The organism is Nocardioides sp. NPDC047086 (assembly GCF_040643685.1).
GTDB lineage: Bacteria > Actinomycetota > Actinomycetes > Propionibacteriales > Nocardioidaceae > Nocardioides.
Window position 1 is genome coordinate 243,214 of record NZ_JBEYUV010000002.1, and the last position, 15,903, is coordinate 259,116.

Genomic DNA, 15,903 nt, shown 5'->3' on the forward strand with positions numbered 1-15,903 from the left:
TGGTCAGTCGTCGCTGCGCCAGCGCAGCAGGCCGGCCGCCGCCGAGAGCACCACGACGACGGCACCGTAGACGTAGGTCGTGGTCGCGAGACCGATCTGCGGCGTCAGCAACCCGGCGACGACGGCCGGGACCCCGAAGGCCAGGTAGGACACGATGAAGATCACCGCGAAGACCTCCGCCCGCTCATGGGCGGGCAGGAGCGGCATGATCGAGCGCAGGATGCCGAAGAAGGCGGTCCCGAAGCCGGAGCCGGCGACGACCACGGCGTCGAGGTACGCCACCACCGACCCGGTCGGGAGGGCGAGCAGGCTCAGCACCGTGCCGCCGGCCAGCGCGGCGGTGCCGTAGAGGGTCGTCGCCCGGGCCGAGCGGTGGCGGAAGACGTACGCCGCCACCGCTCCGGATCCGGCGAGGGCACCGATCGCCAGCCCCTGCAGGACGTGGCTGTCGGCACCCAGCTCGGTGCGTACGATCGCGGCGCCGAGGGAGAGGAACAGCCCACCGGTCGCCCAGCCGGCGAAGATCGCCGGCGCACTGCGGGCGAGCAGACCCCGGATGGCCGGTGGCACGGCGACCCGCGGACGCAGCGAGGCGAGCAGTCCCTCATGACGAGGCGCGGTCTCCGGGACCAGCCACACCCCGGCCGCGAGGAGCAGGGACAGCACGACGAGGGCATCGAACACGATGACCCGTGGGTCCGCCGACACCTGCAGGACCATGCCGGCGACGACGGCGCCGACCGCCAGGCCGACCATCGGCGCGACCGCGTTGGCCACGGCGGCGGAGCCCGGCCGCGAGGGCCGCTCGAAGTCGGCCACGGCTGCCGACAGGGTCGAGAGCAGCAGGCCGCTCGCTACCCCCTGCAGGATCCGTGCCTCGAAGAGGACGGCCGCGGTGTCGGCACCCTGGAAGAGCGCGAAGCTGGCAGCGAGCAGGAGGAACCCGACGGTCACCACCGGACGCCGGCCGACGTGGTCGGAGACCGAGCCGAACACGAGCAGGGTGGCCAGCAGAGCGACGGCATAGACGGCGAAGTCACACCTGATGAAGGTCCTGCGGACGGCGGGCGTGGTCCGCAACGAGGCCAACGGCCGCGCCCGGCGCCTCTCGCTGCGCCGCGAGGATCTCGACGCGCGGTTCCCCGGACTCCTCGACGCCGTGCTCTCCGCCGAGGGCGGTAACCCGAAGCCCTAGCGACGCCAGGGCGCCGGGCGGCCGTGCAGGAACCACTCCATGTTGCGGGTGATCCACGGCAGCCCGAAGTACGTCATGAACGGCAGCGTCACGACCATCACTCCCAGCACCTTCAGCGGCAGCGCCCAGTCCCCGACGACCGGCCCGAGCGCCCAGTTGGCGAGCAGGCTGACCGGGAAGAACATCAGGAAGATCGTGATCGTCTGCTTCCACCGCGGCGGGGCGGTCGCGACCCCGGAGACCTGCTCGACGTCGTAGGTGCTCGGCGGGTCGAACCAGCCCTCGATGCCGGTACGCCGCTCGATCCGGGTCTCCTCCACGAACGGCTCGCCCGCGCCCAGCCACCAGCCGCGCTGGCGGCTGGTGTCCCAGCTCCCCAGGGTCTCGTGGGAGTCGAAGCGGTAGAGCAGGTGCCACTGGTCGGAGTCCGGTGACGGCCGCACCCAGCCCGCTCCCAGGAAGCCGGGGAACTCGCTGGCCAGCCGGATCCCCGCCTGCATCCAGGCGACCATCTCGTCGCGGCGCTCCACGGAGACTCGGCGGGCGATGGTGACGGTAACCGGATCGGACATGCCGTCCATCGTCGCAGGCAGGTACGCCGCGTCCCCAGCCCTCGCATAGGTTTGCGGCATGTCTGTGGTGAAGATCAATGCAATCCAGGTTCCGGAGGGCGCGGGCGCCGAGCTCGAGAAGCGGTTCGCGGCCCGGGCCGGGACGGTCGACAAGTCGCCGGGCTTCCTGGGCTTCCAGCTGCTGCGCCCGGTGGCCGGCGACGACCGCTACTTCGTCGTCACCCACTGGGACTCCGAGGAGTCCTTCGCGGCCTGGCGCGACGGGGACGCACGAGCCGCCCACGCGACCCCGCCGGGCGAGGCGCCGCGCAAGCCGGTCGCCACCGGAGCCGACCTGCTGGAGTTCGAGGTCGTGCTGGACGTCAAGCCTGCCTGAAGTCAGGCCGAGGTGACGTCCGAGACGCCGGGGATGCTGACGCCGCCCCGGCGCACCAACGACTGCTCGCCCCGCTGGACTACCTTGTAGAAGTGCTCGCTCCGCCCGCGCAGCAGCGGTGTGGGTCCCAGGAGCGAGAGGCGGCCGTGAACGAGGCGACTGGCGGTGCGTACGGCCCGCCATCTCGTCTCGGCCGCGGCCGACCACGGGATGTCGTAGTGCTCGCGGACGAGCGCCGGGAGGCTGCCCTGGACGACGGTCCGCAGCGTCTCGGAGGTCGGCGACCCACCGGGGAGGTGGTAGCCGGCGGAGCCGGCGATGTGGCGTCCGACCAGACGGGCCTCGTCCACGAGATACGGCTCGTCGGAGTGGAGCCAGGCGTCGAAGCGGCGGCGGAAGTCGGGATAGGAGGCCGGCGCGGCCGAGGCCGGCATACCGAAGAGGCCGGCCCAGGTCACGAACCCGTCGAAGAGCTCCTCGCGCTCGTCCGGGCGCAGGGGGCGGACCAGGGCGTCGTACATGAACTCGACCGAGTCGAGCGCGAACGCCGCCGTCCACCACATCAGGCCGGGATCCGCGGCGGAGTAGTGCGCACCCGCCGGGTGCGCTGCGCCGCCGGGGACCTCCATCGTCCCCTCGACGGGCACATGCCGCTTCGCCGTGAAGGCGAGCGCCCGGTCGGCCTCCTCCTGGGTTCCGAGGAAGACCGTCTCCATCAGCCGGGCGGTCAGGGCGAGCCGGGTGTAGGGCGTCGCCCGGTGGGCCGTGTGCTGGGCGGTGCCGACGAAGAGCCGCGGGTGCAGACCGCCGATCACCAGCGCCCGCTGCCCCCAGGTCAGCCCGACGGCCCGCTGACGCATCGCACGGACGACCATGGAGTCTGCGGCGAAGTACCCGGACATGCCGACAGTCTCCCACCGTGCCGTGGGGTGCCGCCGAGGATCAGACGGGCTCGAGGGCGGGGACCACGTACTCCCGGGTCAGGGGCGCGAAGTCGGCTCCCTCGGTGATCTCGGTCAGGCTCGCCCAGCGCAGCTCCGCGATCTCGGCGGCGGCTGCCGGCGTGACCTCGCCGGCCCAGGTGAACACCGTCGAGCGGACCAGGTGACCCGGCTCGTTGGCGGCGTCCGCCTCGAACTCGCCGAGCAGCGCGAGGTCTTCGACCTGAAGCCGTACGCCGAGCTCCTCGCTCACCTCGCGGACGGCCGCCGCGGCGGCCGACTCCCCCGGCTCCAGCTTCCCGCCGGGCAGCATGAAACTCGCGGTGCCGTTCTTGCGGACGGTCAGCAGCCGCCCCTCACCGTCGCGAAAGACGACCGCCGCGACGGTGATGACGGGACTCAGAGGATCTCCCCCGGCGTGTACGCGGCGGCCTCGGGATGGCGGGCGGTGACAGCCTCCACGCGGCGTACGACCTCCTGGACCTGCGCGACGGCGGCACCGGTGAACTCGATCGGCGCCGCGACCAGCGAGGTGATCTGCTCCTCGGTCAGGCCGAGGCGGGGGTCGGCGCCGAGCTTGGCGAAGACGTCGTTCTCGGCCTGCCCCTTGCGCATCGACAGCGCGGTGCCGACGGCAGCCTCCTTGATCGCCTCGTGCGCCTCCTCGCGGCCGACACCGTTGCGGACGGCGGCCATCAGCACCTTGGTGGTCGCCAGGAACGGCAGGTAGCGGTCGAGCTCGCGCTGGATCACGGCCGGGAAGGCGCCGAACTCGTCGAGCACGGTCAGGAAGGTCTGGAAGAGGCCGTCGGCGGCGAAGAACGCGTCCGGGAGCGCGACCCGGCGCACGACGGAGTCGGAGACGTCGCCCTCGTTCCACTGGTCGCCGGCCAGCTCGGAGATCATCGAGAGGTAACCGCGCAGCACCACCGAGAGTCCGTTGACCCGCTCGGTGGAGCGCGAGTTCATCTTGTGCGGCATCGCGCTCGAGCCGACCTGGCCCTCCTTGAAGCCCTCGGTGACCAGCTCGTTGCCGGCCATCAGCCGGATCGTGGTCGAGAGGTTGGAGGGACCGGAGACCAGCTGGACCAGCGCCGAGACGGCGTCGAAGTCGAGGGAGCGCGGGTAGACCTGGCCGACGCTGGTGAAGACGTTCTCGAAGCCGAGGTGGGTCGCGACCCGCTCCTCGAGCGCGGCCAGCTTGCCGGCGTCGCCGTCGAGCAGGTCGAGCATGTCCTGGGCGGTGCCCATCGGACCCTTGATCCCACGCAGCGGGTAGCGGGCGATGAGCTCCTCGAGCCGCTGGAGCCCGACCAGCATCTCGTCGGCGACGGTCGCGAACCGCTTGCCGAGCGTCGTCGCCTGCGCCGCGACGTTGTGGCTGCGGCCGGCCATGACCGTGGTCTCGTGCTCGGTCGCGAGCCGCGCCAGGCGCGCCAGCGTCGCGACGGCACGGTCGCGGATCAGCTTCAGCGACGAGAGCACCTGGAGCTGCTCGACGTTCTCGGTGAGGTCCCGCGAGGTCATGCCCTTGTGGATGTGCTCGTGCCCGGCCAGCGCGGCGAACTCCTCGATCCGCGCCTTCACGTCGTGGCGGGTCACCCGCTCCCGGGCCGCGATCGACTCGAGGTCGACGCCGGCCTCACCTTGGGCGACAACCTTCTCGTACGCCTCCACCACCCCGTCGGGGACGTCGATGCCGAGATCCTTCTGAGCCTTGAGCACCGCGATCCAGAGCTGGCGCTCCAGCACGATCTTGTGCTCGGGACTCCAGATCCCGGCGAGGTCGGCCGCGGCATAGCGGTTGGCGAGAACGTTGGGCACCACAGTCACGGCGGACATTCTCCCATGTCCGCTGCCCCACCCCACTAACGTGGCGGTATGGCCCTGCGGATCCTCGCCAGCCGGCCCGACCCGGCGATCTACACCTTGCCCTGGTCACTCCCCCTGGAGGAGTGGCCGGATGACGTCGTGGTCCCGCTGACCCGCGGGCTGAGCCGCCACGTCGTACGCATCGTGCGGGTGCGCAACAACGTCTACGCGGTCAAGGAGACCCAGGCCGACATCGCCCGGCGCGAGTACGACATGCTGCGCGAGCTGCAGCGCCTCGGCCTGCCGACCGTGGTCGCGAAGAGCGTCGTCACCGGTCGCAAGGACCGCGACGGCAACGACCTCAACGCCGCGCTGATGACCGAGCACCTCACCTACTCGCTCCCCTACCGCGCCCTGTTCGAGCGGGGCCTGGCCGCCGACCGGCTCCCCAGCCTGATCGACGCCCTCGTCGTCCTGCTCGTACGCCTCCACCTGGCCGGCTTCTACTGGGGCGACGTGTCCCTCTCGAACGTCCTGTTCGTACGCGACGCGGCCGGGTTCGCCGCCTACCTGGTCGATGCCGAGACCGGGGAGCTGAAGCCGGAGCTCTCCGACCGGCTGCGGGAGTACGACCTCGAGGTCGCCTACCAGAACATCTACGGCGAGCTGCTCGACCTGCAGGCGAGCGAGTCGCTGCCGGAGGCCTTCCCGATCGACGCGATCGTCGAGCGGCTGCAGGACCGCTACAACGCGCTGTGGCGCGAGCTCACCGAGGAGCAGGTCTTCTCCGCTGAGGAGATGTGGCACATCGAGCAGCGCATCGAGCGCCTCCACGACCTCGGCTTCGACGTCGAGGAGCTCGACATCACCACCAGCGAGGACGGCGACACGGTGGCACTGCGCCCGCGGGTGGTCGAGCTCGGCCACCACCGCCGCGAGCTGCGTACGCTGACCGGGCTGGACGTCCAGGACGCCCAGGCCCGGCGGATCCTCAACGACATCTCCGCCTTCCGCGCCACCCGGGAGCTCGGCGACCTGCCGATCGAGGTCGCGGCGAGCCGCTGGCTGCGCGAGGTCTACGAGCCCATCGTCGCCATGCGCCCTCCCGGCGCGGCCGCGAAGCTCACCCCGGCGCAGATGTTCCACGAGATCCTCGAGCACCGCTGGGTGCTCTCCCAGTTCGCCGGCGAGTGGGTCAAGCTCATCAACGCCGCCGAGTCCTACTACGAGGACGTCATCCAGCACCGCCCCGACGAGGCCGTCACCCCACCTTCTGCCGAGTTGTGAAGCGGAGCCTGACCTAGGGACCACGCTCGGGTTCACCACCTCGTCGCAGCATAAGGTGGGCCCGTGAGGATCCTTGTCGCTGGCACTGGTGGTCGTGAGCACGCGCTCGCTCTGAAGCTCTCCCAGGAGGGGAACGAGGTGTATGCCGCACCCGGGAACCCCGGGATCGCGGAGTTCGCCACGCTCCGGGACGTGGACATCATGTCCGGTCCCGCGATCGCGTCCCTGGCGGGCGAGCTGGAGGTCGACCTCGTCATCGTCGGGCCGGAGGCGCCGCTGGTGGCCGGGGTCGCCGACGCGGTGCGCAGGGCGGGGATCGCGGTCTTCGGGCCGTCGGAGGCGGCTGCGCAGCTGGAGGGGTCGAAGGCGTTCTCCAAGGATGTGATGTCCGCGGCCGGCGTACCGACCGCGGGCTCGCGCGTGGCGACCACGCCCGAGGAGGCGGCCGCCGCGCTGGACGAGTTCGGCGCTCCGTACGTCGTCAAGGACGACGCTCTGGCCGCGGGCAAGGGCGTCGTCGTGACGCGTGACCGCGAGGAGGCGCTGGCCCACGCGGCCGCGTGCGAGCGGGTCGTCATCGAGGAGTTCCTCGACGGTCCCGAGGTCTCGCTGTTCGCGATCTGCGACGGGACGCGAGCCTACGCGCTGCAGCCGGCGCAGGACTTCAAGCGGATCTTCGACGGCGGCAAGGGCGGCAACACCGGCGGGATGGGTGCCTACTCGCCGCTGCCGTGGGCGCAGCCGGACCTGGCCGAGGTCGTGCTGGCGACCGTCGTCGAGCCGACCCTGGTCGAGATGGAGAAGCGCGGCGCCCCGTTCGTCGGGTGCCTCTACGTCGGGCTCTCGCTGACCGCCAAGGGCCCGAAGGTGATCGAGTTCAACTGCCGCTTCGGTGACCCCGACATCCAGCCGGTTCTCGCTCTTCTGGAGTCCTCTCTCGGCGACGTGCTCCTCGCGGCGGCCACGGGTGCGCTGGACACCGTCGAGGCGCCGACCTTCTCCGACGGTGCCTCGGTGACGGTCGTGCTGGCCTCGGCCGGCTACCCGGAGTCCTCCTCCAAGGGCGACGTCATCACCGGCGCCGGCAACGCCAACTCGATCAACGACGTCGACGTGATCCACGCGGGCACCGCGATCGTCGACGCCTCCACGCCCGAGGAGCCCGCCCACCGCCACCTGGTCACCGCGGGCGGCAGGGTGCTGGCGGTCCGAGCCAAGGGCTACGACATCGATGACGCACGCTCGCGGGCGTACGCCGCCGCCGACCTGATCAGCTTCGACGGTCTCCAGCGGCGCTCCGACATCGCGGCCGAGCCGCTCGGAGTCGTCGAGGGCGCCTCGCTGCTTTGAGCACCGGCGCAGTCTCCCGATCATGACCTGGGTCGTGTTCGGCGTCGCCGTCGTCGTCGTGCTCGGCCTGATGATCGCCGCCTGCGACAGGGCCCTGCGCTCCTCGCGCCGCGGCGTCTCCTCCGGGCTCGGCGACGGCCTCGGCACCTTCATCGACGTCTTCGACCCCGGCAACGCGCGCGCCGCGCGCGAGCTCGCGGATCAGGACAACATCGGTCACGTGATCCCCTCGCCCGACGGTGACGACCCGGCTCACGGGGTCGACCTGAAGGCCGGGCGCATCACGATCCGCCGCTAGGACGTCTCACGTCACTGGTGATCGCTGCGGACGACCGGAGTGGTGCTGGGAGTGACCCATAGGCCACTCCCAGCGTCACCACCTCAGATCAGCGAATTGAGGATCACCGTCTCGTCGCGTGCGGGGCCGACGCCGATGACCGACATCGGAGCGCCGGAGATCTCCTCGACGTACTTCACGTACGCCTGAGCGTTGGCCGGGAGGTCGTCGAACGACCGGGCGCCGGAGATGTCTTCCTTCCAGCCCGGCAGCGTCTCGAAGATGGGCTTGGCGTGGTGGAAGTCGGACTGGTTGACGGGCATCTCGTCGTGGCGGACACCGTCGACGTCGTACGCCACGCACACCGGGATCTCGTCGAGACCGCCGAGCACGTCGAGCTTGGTGAGGACGAAGTCGGTGACGCCGTTGACACGGGCGGCGTAGCGGGCGATCACCGCGTCGTACCAACCACAGCGGCGCGGGCGCCCGGTGGTCGTGCCGAACTCGTGGCCGTTGTCGCGCAGGTAGTCGCCGGACGCGTCGAAGAGCTCGGTCGGGAACGGACCCTCCCCCACCCGGGTGGTGTAGGCCTTCACGATCGCGACGACGCGGTCGATCCGGGTCGGCGGGATCCCCGAGCCGGTGCAGGCGCCGCCGGAGGTGGCGTTGGAGGAGGTCACGAACGGGTAGGTGCCGTGGTCTACGTCCAGCAGGGTCGCCTGGCCGCCCTCGAGCAGCACGGTCTCGCCCCGGTCGAGCGCCTGGTTGAGCAGCAGGCCGGTGTCGCAGACCATCGGCGCGATCCGGTCCGCGTAGGACAGCAGGTCCTCGACGACCGCGTCGACGGTGAAGCCACGGCGGTTGTAGACCTTCGAGAGCAGCTGGTTCTTCAGCTCCAGCGCGCCCTCGACCTTGCCGCGCAGGATCGACTCGTCGAAGAGGTCCTGGACGCGGATGCCGATGCGGTTGACCTTGTCGGCGTAGGTCGGGCCGATCCCACGGCCGGTGGTGCCGATCTTGCGCGAGCCGAGGAAGCGCTCGGTGACCTTGTCGAGCTGGCGGTTGTAGTCGGCGATGACGTGGGCGCTGGCGGACAGCTTCAGCTGGGAGATGTCGACGCCGCGCTGCTCCAAGCCGGTCAGCTCCTCGAAGAGGACCGCGAGGTCGACGACGACCCCGTTGCCGATCACCGGCGTCACGCCGGCGGTCAGGATGCCGCTGGGCAGCAGGTGGAGGGCGTACTTCTCGCTCTGCCCGTCCTCCTGGCGGATGACGACGGTGTGACCGGCGTTGTTGCCGCCGTTGAACTTGACGACGTAGTCGACGTGCTCACCGAGCAGGTCGGTCGCCTTGCCCTTGCCTTCGTCGCCCCATTGGGCACCGATGATCGTGATCGCGGGCATGTGTGTCGCTCCTTCGCTCCGGACGGAGTCCCTCCGGGCGTGCCCGGCTGCTCAACGCACCAATATCAAGTGTGTGCTGAATCCATCTACAAAATGCAAGAAACCCTGGCAAGACCAGGGCTCTTGCGACCACACGCTAGCAAATTCAGGCGCGTACGTCACAGCCAGGCTCGCCGCGCGGCCTCGACACCGGCCTCGAACCGTGAGGTCGCACCGAGCTCCTCGAGCAGTTCGGCGACCCGTCGCCGGACGGTACGCAGCGAGACACCGAGCCTCCGGGCGATCTGCTCGTCCTGGGCCCCGCTGGCCAGCTCGGCGAGCAGCAGGCGGCGCTCGGCGTTGGGCAGGTCGTCGAGCTCGGCCGCCGGGAGGGCGCGGCGCCACAGCTCCTCGAAGTAGCGGGTCACGACCTCGACGATGCCCCGCTGGCGTACGTTGATGATCGGCTGCTCCACCGGTCCGAGCGGGTCCGGGAACATCGCGTGCGTGGTGCCGACCACCATCAGGTGGGTGGCGACGCGGGGCAGGATGCGGACCTCCTCGCCGATCTCGACCCGCATCCGCAGCACGTCGGGCGAGTGCTTCAAGGCCGCCACCGGATAGATGCCACGGCACCGGCGACCCGACTTGATCGTGGACTCGATGACCGAGATGAACCGCATCTCCGAGGGATGCACGGTCACCGCGGGGCGCAGCCACATCATGTCGCCCGAGGTGGCCGAGACGAGCCGCTCGAAGGTCTCCGGGGTGAACTCGGTGGCGATCACCTCGCCGTCGATCGGATGCTCTTCGCCGACCGTGCCCGGGAGGCGAGCAGCGGTGCCGGCGACGTACGGCACCGACTGGGAGATCTTCAGCAGGTGGTCGTGGGCGTCCTGCGCCCGGGTCGCGGCCCGCTCCAGCATGTGTGCGACCACCGCGGTCGGGCTGAGCACCGTCAAGGTCTCGCCGACGCAGATCACGCCGCTCTCGATCAGCGGCGCGGCCTCCGCCTTCAGCTCCTCCTCGGAGCTCGACAGCGTCGCCGCCACGACCACCAGCGGCCAGCCGTTGAGCGGGAGGAGGCGGCTGTAGAGCTGCGCTGCGCCCGGGTCGAACCCGAGCGCGGTCATCAGTGTCTCCGACCGGCCGTTCTCCATATCGGCACCTTAGTCGTGTGTCGGTTCGTCAAGGTATGCAGGGAAACCGTCACATCCCGTGCGGAGTTCCGCGAGGGATGTGTCGGTTCGGCTGCATGCCTTGACGAACCGCCCGGCCCTCAGGCCTCGGGCTTGAGCAGGGGGAAGAGGATGGTCTCGCGGATGCCGGCGCCGGTGAAGAGCATGATCGCCCGGTCCAGGCCGAGGCCGAGACCACCCATCGGCGGGGCGCCGTACTCCAGCGCCCGCAGGAAGTCCTCGTCGAGCTGCATCGCCTCGGGGTCGCCGCCGGCGGCCAGGAGCGACTGCTGAGTGAGCACCTCACGCTGGACGACCGGGTCGATCAGCTCGGTGAACCCGGTGCCGCGCTCGACGCCGCCGATGATCAGGTCCCAGGCGAGCACCTTGCCCGGCTCCTCGTCGTTGATCCGCGCAAGCGGCTGGGCGATCGCCGGGAAGTCGCACAGGAAGGTCGGCTGGATCAGGTGGGGCTCCACCAGCTCGCCGCACAGCTCCATGACGATCTTGTCGGCGCCCCAGGCCGGGTCGAGCTCGACGTCGTGCTTGTCGGCGAGCGCCCTGAGCGTCTCGACGTCGGTGTCGGGGGTGACCTCGACGCCGACGGCCTCGGAGACGCCCTCGTAGACCGGCAGCCACTTCCACTCGCCGTCGAGGTCGATGACGCCGGCGTCCGTCTCCACCTGGCGCGAGCCCACCGCGTCGGCGGCGGCGAGGTACATCTGCCGCATCTCCTCGGCGATCGTGAACTGGTCGCCGTAGGCCTGGTAGGCCTCGATCATCGTGAACTCGGGGCTGTGGGTGGAGTCGACGCCCTCGTTGCGGAAGATCCGGCCGATCTCGTAGACCTTGTCGACGCCGCCGACGACGGCCTTCTTGAGGTTGAGCTCGAGCGCGATGCGCAGCGTCATCGGCTGGTCGAACGCGTTCATGTGGGTCTTGAACGGCCGCGCGTGCGCACCGCCGTGGATGAGCTGCAGAACCGGCGTCTCGACCTCGAGGTAGCCGTCGTCCTCGAGACGGCGGCGGATCGCCTGGGTGATCTTCGCGCGCGTACGCACCATGTCGCGCGCCTCCTGGCGCACGATCAGGTCGGCGTACCGCTGCCGAACCCGGGCCTCCTCGGAGAGGTCCTTGTGGAGCACCGGCAGCGGCCGCAGCGCCTTGGACGCCATCTCCCAGCTCGAGGCCATGATGGAGAGCTCGCCGCGCCGCGAGGAGATCACCCGGCCGGTCACGGCGACGTGGTCACCGAGGTCGACCAGGCTCTTCCACTCCGCGAGCGACTCCTCGCCCACCTCGGCGAGCGAGAGCATCACCTGGAGCCGGGTGCCGATGCCCTCCTGCAGCGTCGCGAACGCGAGCTTGCCGGTGTTGCGGACGAACATGACCCGACCGGCGACGGTGACCACGTCCTGGGTCTCCTCGCCGGCCTCGAGCTTGTCCTCGTAGGCCTCGCGCACCTCGGCGAGCGTGTGAGTGCGGCCGACCTCGATGGCGTACGCCTTCTTGCCCTCGGCCAGCAGGCGCTCACGCTTCTCGCGCCGAACGATCATCTGCTCGTTCAGGTCAAGCCCATCAGTAGGCTCGGTGGGCGCGTTGGTGGTCTGCTCAGTCACGGGTCAAGGCTAGGCGAAATCGCTGGTCCGACGCGATTCGGTAATTCAGCCCAGAAGCGTGTCGTACGCCGTGGGGCTGCTGTCGCGCAGGAACTCGCTGCAGCGCTCCCACTCCTCGGCCTCGCCGATCGCCTTGGCCTGCTCGGCGAGGAGGGCGAGGCTGGTCAGGAAGCCACGGTTGGGCTCGTGCTCCCACGGCACCGGGCCGTGGCCCTTCCAGCCGTTGCGGCGCAGCATGTCGAGCGAGCGGTGGTAGCCGACGCGGGCGTAGGCGTAGATGGTCACGTCCTCGGCGCCGGCCTCCTTGGCGGCCGTGGCGAGCGCGGCCCAGGCGGCGGGCGAGGCCGGGTGGCGGCGGACGACCTCGGCGGGCTCGGTCCCGGCGGTCAGCTCGTCGGTCGCGGGGTCGGCGGGGAGGTGGGTCGGCGGCGGGCTGGCCATCAGGTCCTGGTGGGTCATGCCCACCATTGTGCCCGCAGCCACCCACCGGCTTTCCCCGGGCGGACGGATCACGGAGATGTCGGCGAACAGGTGTTGACTGTGGCCATGACCCAGCCCGTGACACAGACGTCCGCCGCGCCGACGACCGAGCACCCGTGGCGGGCGCTGTTCGCGCTGTGCATCGGCTTCTTCATGCTGCTGGTCGACATGACGATCGTGACCGTCGCGACGCCGGACATCATGGCCGAGCTCGACGCGAGCGCCAACGCGGTGCTGTGGGTGACCAGCGCCTACCTGCTGACGTACGCCGTGCCGGTCCTGATCATGGGCAGGCTCGGTGACCGATTCGGGCCCAAGTGGGTCTACATCGCCGGTCTGGCGGTCTTCACGGCCTCGTCGCTGTGGTGCGGGCTCGCCGGCAGCATCGAGTCGCTGGTGGCGGCGCGGGCGGTGCAGGGCCTCGGCGCAGCGATGATGACGCCGCAGACGATGGCGACCATCACCAGGATCTTCCCGGCCGAGCGGCGCGGCTCGGCGATGGCGTTGTGGGGTGCGACCGCGGGCATCGCCACGCTCGTCGGCCCGCTCGCGGGCGGGGCGCTGGTCGCCGCCGGGGGCTGGGAGTGGATCTTCTTCGTCAACGTGCCGATCGGCATCGTCGCGATCGTCCTCAACTGGCTGATGGTTCCCGAGCTGGAGACCCATGCGCACGCCTTCGACTGGCTCGGCGTGGCACTCAGCGGCGTCGGGATGTTCTGCGTGGTCTTCGGCCTGCAGAACGGCGAGCAGAGGGGCTGGGACACCCTCACCTGGGCGCTCGTCGCGGGAGGCGTCGCGATCATGGCGCTCTTCGTCTGGTGGCAGGCGCGCAACCGGAACGAGCCCTTGGTGCCGCTGTCCATCTTCAGTGACCGCAACTTCTCGGTCTCCAGCCTGGCGATCTCCTGCATGGGCTTCGCGGCCGTCGCGCAGGGCTTCCCGCTGATGCTCTACGCCCAGCTCGTCCGCGGCTACACCGCGCTCGAGGCCTCGCTGCTGATGGTCCCGATGGCGCTGGTCTCCTTCGTCGCCGCGCCGCTGGTCGGACGACTGACCGACCGGGTGCACCCGCGGCTGCTCACCGGCGTGGCCTTCTTCCTCTGCGCCGCCTCGCTCTTCTGGCTCGCGGTGCCGATGACCGTCGACTCCGAGCTGTGGCAGCTGCTGGTGCCGATGGCCGTCTTCGGCCTCGGCTCGGCCGCCGTCTGGGCGCCCCTGGCGGCGACCGCGACACGAAACGTGCCGATGCGGCTGGCCGGCGCGGGGGCCGGGGTCTACAACGCCACCCGGCTGGTCGGGTCGGTGATCGGTTCCGCCGCCGTCGCCGTGCTCATCGACCTCCGCCTCAACGCCCACGGCCTCGGCGGATCGCTGGCGGGCGGCCACGAGACCGCAGCGGGCTCCTCGATCCCGCCCGAGGTGGCCACCGAGTTCGCCGCGGCGATGTCGGAGGTGATGCTGCTACCGGCGATCGCACTCACCGTCGGCTTCGTGGCGGTGCTCTTCTTCACCACCCCGCGCCACATGACGAAGCCGTCACCCTAGAGCGACGGAGAGCGGCAGCCCGCGGCACGGGATCATGTCCCGGGCGGTGGCGAGCGGCGCGCCGGTGGCCAGCTGCGGGTCGGCGGAGACGATCGCCTTGCCATGGCCGTTGACCAGCGTCGCGCCGACCTCCCGCAACCCGGGGAGCAGCATCGTCTCGAGCGTCTCGACCAGGGTGTCGGCCCCGGCGACACCGACCATGCGGCCCCCGGCGTAGACCGGCATCGTCGTGGTCATGACGTACTCGTCGGTGCAGACGAAGTCGACGTACGGCCCGACGAGGGTCAGCTCTCCCGTACGCTCCGGGCTGCGGTACCAGGGCTGGCGGGTGTAGTCGATCGCCTCTCCGGTGCCCGGCGCGTCGGCGTCACCGAGGAAGTCGCGCTCCTCGCCCTGCCACCAGACGAGGTAGAGCCGACGGTCGCTGAGCACACCCGGGGCCACGACGAAGCCGCCACCGATCAGGTCGGGGTTGCGCAGGAACTCCAGCGACCCGGGCTCGAGCCGCTCCCGCAGCGACGTGGTGGTGACCGGGCCGGCCTCGAAGAGGGCGGCCACCTCGCTGCGTACGCGTTCGAGCTCGGTCACGATCGGCCCGAAATGCTGCTCGACCTGAGTCACACAGTCGATGGGAGTCATCGTCTTGGTCATCGTCGCACCGCCTCATGGATCTCGGCCAAGCGTTCAAGGGAGTGGGCGACGTGCTCACGTACGCTCTCCCGGGCCCTGACGGCATCTCCTGCTGCGAGGGCTTCGACAAGCTCCTGATGCCGGGTCGCCGCGGCCTCCCGGAAGCCCGGCTCGCTGAGCGGGATCCGGAGCAGCGCACCGAAGTCGGCCTCCTGGCGGACCACCTCGCGGGTCATCCGGGCCGACTGGGTCAGCGCGGCCACCGACAGGTAGAGCTCGCTGTCGGCGCTGCGCCAGCGGGCCACGTCGCTGACGTTGAGGGGGATCAGCAGGTCGCGCAGGTCCTCGACCTCGTCGGGGTCCGTACGCTCCGCGGCGATCTCCGCACAGCCGGTGAGCACCACCAGGTAGACCGTGGCCCGGTCACGCAGCTCGACCCGCGACATCGCGGCGAGCCGGTGCTCGACGAGGTCGCCGCTCTCCGGAGCACGTACGAACGAGCCGCCCCCGCGCCCCCGGGTCGTCACCACCAGACCCTTGGCACGCAGCGCGACCAACGCCTCGCGCGCGGTGACCGTCGCGACGCCGAGCATCTGGGCGAGCTCAGGCTCGCTCGGGAGCCGCTCGCCGTGCGCGAGCACGCCGGAGCGGATCGCCTCCGCGAGCCGGTTCTCGACGCGGGCCGCCCGGCCCTCGTCGCCGATCGGGGCGAAGATGGCCGCGCGAGCTCGGGAGGTCATCACACGCACACCGAAATTCTAATGTATGGATCCAGATGATTCGGCCGCTCGCCGGTGTTCGAATCTGTTCGAATCGTCACAAGAAGTTCATGAATTTCGTCTTAACTATCTGGATCCATGGGCGTTTCTATGCCTAACCTGTGCGCACGACTGACGCAGACTTGGTGTCGGTCGCCCAAGATCGTCGGATGTCCAGGGCTTGTGGGGGGCGCTGGGCATCCGACTCCTTGGTTTTGGGGCGTCTGTACGAATGGATGCCGACCGAGTTACCTCGGTGAACGGGCACTCTCCGCGCGGAACTCCACGACGGGAGTGGCTGCCGACCGAGTTACCTCGGTGAACGGGCACCCTCCGCGCCCAGCTCCACGATGACCGCGACTGCCGACCGAGTTACCTCGGTGAACGGGCACCCTCCGCGCCCAACTCCACGATGACCGCGACTGCCGACCGAGTTACCTCGGCGAACGGACACACTCCGCGCCCAACTCCACGATGAGAGTGACTGCCGACCGAGTTACC

The 15,903-nt window shown here is 70.3% G+C and carries 17 protein-coding genes; 6 read left to right on the plus strand and 11 right to left on the minus strand.

Features of this window, described 5'->3' with window-relative positions; all coding sequences use genetic code 11:
* Positions 1-3 precede the first annotated feature (3 nt).
* Positions 4-1,080 carry an MFS transporter gene (locus tag ABZ796_RS03075; RefSeq protein WP_357334537.1) on the minus strand — a complete coding sequence of 359 codons (1,077 nt, stop codon included), beginning with the start codon at positions 1,078-1,080 and terminating at the stop codon, positions 4-6.
* Here ABZ796_RS03075 and ABZ796_RS03080 point away from each other — a divergent pair.
* On the plus strand, positions 1,070-1,195 hold the full coding sequence (locus ABZ796_RS03080; protein WP_357334538.1) for a hypothetical protein: 126 nt from the start codon (positions 1,070-1,072) through the stop codon (positions 1,193-1,195). The two genes, ABZ796_RS03075 and ABZ796_RS03080, sit on opposite strands and share 11 nt — an antisense overlap.
* Here ABZ796_RS03080 and ABZ796_RS03085 read toward each other — a convergent pair.
* Positions 1,192-1,767, minus strand: a complete 576-nt coding sequence (locus ABZ796_RS03085; protein ID WP_357334540.1) for an antibiotic biosynthesis monooxygenase — start codon at positions 1,765-1,767, stop codon at positions 1,192-1,194. The genes ABZ796_RS03080 and ABZ796_RS03085 overlap by 4 nt on opposite strands.
* A 58-nt stretch (positions 1,768-1,825) precedes the next feature.
* Here ABZ796_RS03085 and ABZ796_RS03090 point away from each other — a divergent pair, with 58 nt between their 5' ends.
* On the plus strand, positions 1,826-2,143 hold the full coding sequence (locus ABZ796_RS03090) for an antibiotic biosynthesis monooxygenase (RefSeq protein ID WP_357334541.1): 318 nt from the start codon (positions 1,826-1,828) through the stop codon (positions 2,141-2,143).
* A gap of 2 nt (positions 2,144-2,145) precedes the next feature.
* Here the strand turns inward: ABZ796_RS03090 and ABZ796_RS03095 are convergent, their stop codons facing one another.
* Genes ABZ796_RS03095 through purB form a run of 3 tightly spaced genes read right to left on the minus strand, consistent with a single transcriptional unit; the run spans position 2,146 to position 4,926 of the window.
* Positions 2,146-3,045, minus strand: coding sequence for an oxygenase MpaB family protein (locus ABZ796_RS03095; protein ID WP_357334543.1), 900 nt, complete (start codon positions 3,043-3,045; stop codon positions 2,146-2,148).
* Between the two features lie 40 nt (positions 3,046-3,085).
* A complete protein-coding gene (locus ABZ796_RS03100) occupies positions 3,086-3,487 on the minus strand; it encodes an NUDIX domain-containing protein (RefSeq protein WP_357334585.1) in 402 nt (133 codons plus the stop codon).
* The gene (gene purB / locus ABZ796_RS03105; protein WP_357334544.1) at positions 3,484-4,926 is read right to left on the minus strand and encodes an adenylosuccinate lyase; all 1,443 of its coding nucleotides are present in this window, start codon (positions 4,924-4,926) and stop codon (positions 3,484-3,486) included. Before purB ends, ABZ796_RS03100 begins: the two co-directional genes overlap by 4 nt.
* Positions 4,927-4,965: 39 nt before the next feature.
* Here purB and ABZ796_RS03110 point away from each other — a divergent pair, with 39 nt between their 5' ends.
* The 3 genes from ABZ796_RS03110 to ABZ796_RS03120 all read left to right on the plus strand — a co-directional run bounded on the left by ABZ796_RS03110 (position 4,966) and on the right by ABZ796_RS03120 (position 7,831).
* Positions 4,966-6,183: a DUF4032 domain-containing protein gene (locus ABZ796_RS03110; protein WP_357334546.1), complete on the plus strand. Its 1,218-nt coding sequence runs from the start codon at positions 4,966-4,968 to the stop codon at positions 6,181-6,183.
* Positions 6,184-6,246: 63 nt separating this feature from the next.
* Positions 6,247-7,533 carry a phosphoribosylamine--glycine ligase gene (purD, locus tag ABZ796_RS03115; RefSeq protein WP_357334548.1) on the plus strand — a complete coding sequence of 429 codons (1,287 nt, stop codon included), beginning with the start codon at positions 6,247-6,249 and terminating at the stop codon, positions 7,531-7,533.
* 22 nt (positions 7,534-7,555) lie between these two features.
* Positions 7,556-7,831 (plus strand): hypothetical protein, encoded by a 276-nt coding sequence (locus ABZ796_RS03120; RefSeq protein WP_357334550.1) that lies wholly within the window; start codon positions 7,556-7,558, stop codon positions 7,829-7,831.
* Between the two features lie 83 nt (positions 7,832-7,914).
* On the opposite strand, the gene ABZ796_RS03125 is transcribed toward ABZ796_RS03120, so the two are convergent.
* The 4 genes from ABZ796_RS03125 to ABZ796_RS03140 form a co-directional block, all read right to left on the minus strand.
* Positions 7,915-9,213 (minus strand): adenylosuccinate synthase, encoded by a 1,299-nt coding sequence (locus ABZ796_RS03125; RefSeq protein ID WP_357334551.1) that lies wholly within the window; start codon positions 9,211-9,213, stop codon positions 7,915-7,917.
* Between the two features lie 158 nt (positions 9,214-9,371).
* A complete protein-coding gene (locus ABZ796_RS03130) occupies positions 9,372-10,352 on the minus strand; it encodes a helix-turn-helix transcriptional regulator (RefSeq protein WP_357334553.1) in 981 nt (326 codons plus the stop codon).
* Between the two features lie 119 nt (positions 10,353-10,471).
* On the minus strand, positions 10,472-11,938 hold the full coding sequence (gene lysS, locus ABZ796_RS03135) for a lysine--tRNA ligase (RefSeq protein ID WP_357334587.1): 1,467 nt from the start codon (positions 11,936-11,938) through the stop codon (positions 10,472-10,474).
* A 96-nt stretch (positions 11,939-12,034) separates the two neighbouring features.
* Positions 12,035-12,448 carry a DUF3151 domain-containing protein gene (locus ABZ796_RS03140; protein WP_357334554.1) on the minus strand — a complete coding sequence of 138 codons (414 nt, stop codon included), beginning with the start codon at positions 12,446-12,448 and terminating at the stop codon, positions 12,035-12,037.
* Positions 12,449-12,535: 87 nt separating this feature from the next.
* Between ABZ796_RS03140 and ABZ796_RS03145 the strand changes: the two genes are divergently transcribed.
* Positions 12,536-14,014 carry a DHA2 family efflux MFS transporter permease subunit gene (locus tag ABZ796_RS03145; protein WP_357334556.1) on the plus strand — a complete coding sequence of 493 codons (1,479 nt, stop codon included), beginning with the start codon at positions 12,536-12,538 and terminating at the stop codon, positions 14,012-14,014.
* Here the strand turns inward: ABZ796_RS03145 and ABZ796_RS03150 are convergent.
* Together ABZ796_RS03150 and ABZ796_RS03155 are read right to left on the minus strand one after the other, a co-directional pair.
* Positions 14,006-14,665 carry a cache domain-containing protein gene (locus ABZ796_RS03150; protein WP_357334557.1) on the minus strand — a complete coding sequence of 220 codons (660 nt, stop codon included), beginning with the start codon at positions 14,663-14,665 and terminating at the stop codon, positions 14,006-14,008. The genes ABZ796_RS03145 and ABZ796_RS03150 overlap by 9 nt on opposite strands.
* Positions 14,662-15,384, minus strand: coding sequence for a GntR family transcriptional regulator (locus tag ABZ796_RS03155; protein WP_357334588.1), 723 nt, complete (start codon positions 15,382-15,384; stop codon positions 14,662-14,664). The genes ABZ796_RS03150 and ABZ796_RS03155 overlap by 4 nt, the downstream gene beginning before the upstream one ends.
* Positions 15,385-15,903 lie beyond the last annotated feature (519 nt).

What these genes read in the sequence shown, in the direction of transcription:
- ABZ796_RS03085 (WP_357334540.1), bottom strand. Translation starts at nt 1,767, where the DNA reads ATGTCCGATCCGGTTACCGTCACCATCGCCCGCCGAGTCTCCGTGGAG.
- ABZ796_RS03090 (WP_357334541.1), top strand. Translation starts at nt 1,826, where the DNA reads ATGTCTGTGGTGAAGATCAATGCAATCCAGGTTCCGGAGGGCGCGGGC.
- ABZ796_RS03095 (WP_357334543.1), bottom strand. Translation starts at nt 3,045, where the DNA reads ATGTCCGGGTACTTCGCCGCAGACTCCATGGTCGTCCGTGCGATGCGT.
- purB (WP_357334544.1), bottom strand. Translation starts at nt 4,926, where the DNA reads ATGTCCGCCGTGACTGTGGTGCCCAACGTTCTCGCCAACCGCTATGCC.
- ABZ796_RS03110 (WP_357334546.1), top strand. Translation starts at nt 4,966, where the DNA reads ATGGCCCTGCGGATCCTCGCCAGCCGGCCCGACCCGGCGATCTACACC.
- ABZ796_RS03120 (WP_357334550.1), top strand. Translation starts at nt 7,556, where the DNA reads ATGACCTGGGTCGTGTTCGGCGTCGCCGTCGTCGTCGTGCTCGGCCTG.
- ABZ796_RS03125 (WP_357334551.1), bottom strand. Translation starts at nt 9,213, where the DNA reads ATGCCCGCGATCACGATCATCGGTGCCCAATGGGGCGACGAAGGCAAG.
- ABZ796_RS03130 (WP_357334553.1), bottom strand. Translation starts at nt 10,352, where the DNA reads ATGGAGAACGGCCGGTCGGAGACACTGATGACCGCGCTCGGGTTCGAC.
- ABZ796_RS03140 (WP_357334554.1), bottom strand. Translation starts at nt 12,448, where the DNA reads ATGACCCACCAGGACCTGATGGCCAGCCCGCCGCCGACCCACCTCCCC.
- ABZ796_RS03145 (WP_357334556.1), top strand. Translation starts at nt 12,536, where the DNA reads ATGACCCAGCCCGTGACACAGACGTCCGCCGCGCCGACGACCGAGCAC.
- ABZ796_RS03150 (WP_357334557.1), bottom strand. Translation starts at nt 14,665, where the DNA reads ATGACCAAGACGATGACTCCCATCGACTGTGTGACTCAGGTCGAGCAG.
- ABZ796_RS03155 (WP_357334588.1), bottom strand. Translation starts at nt 15,384, where the DNA reads ATGACCTCCCGAGCTCGCGCGGCCATCTTCGCCCCGATCGGCGACGAG.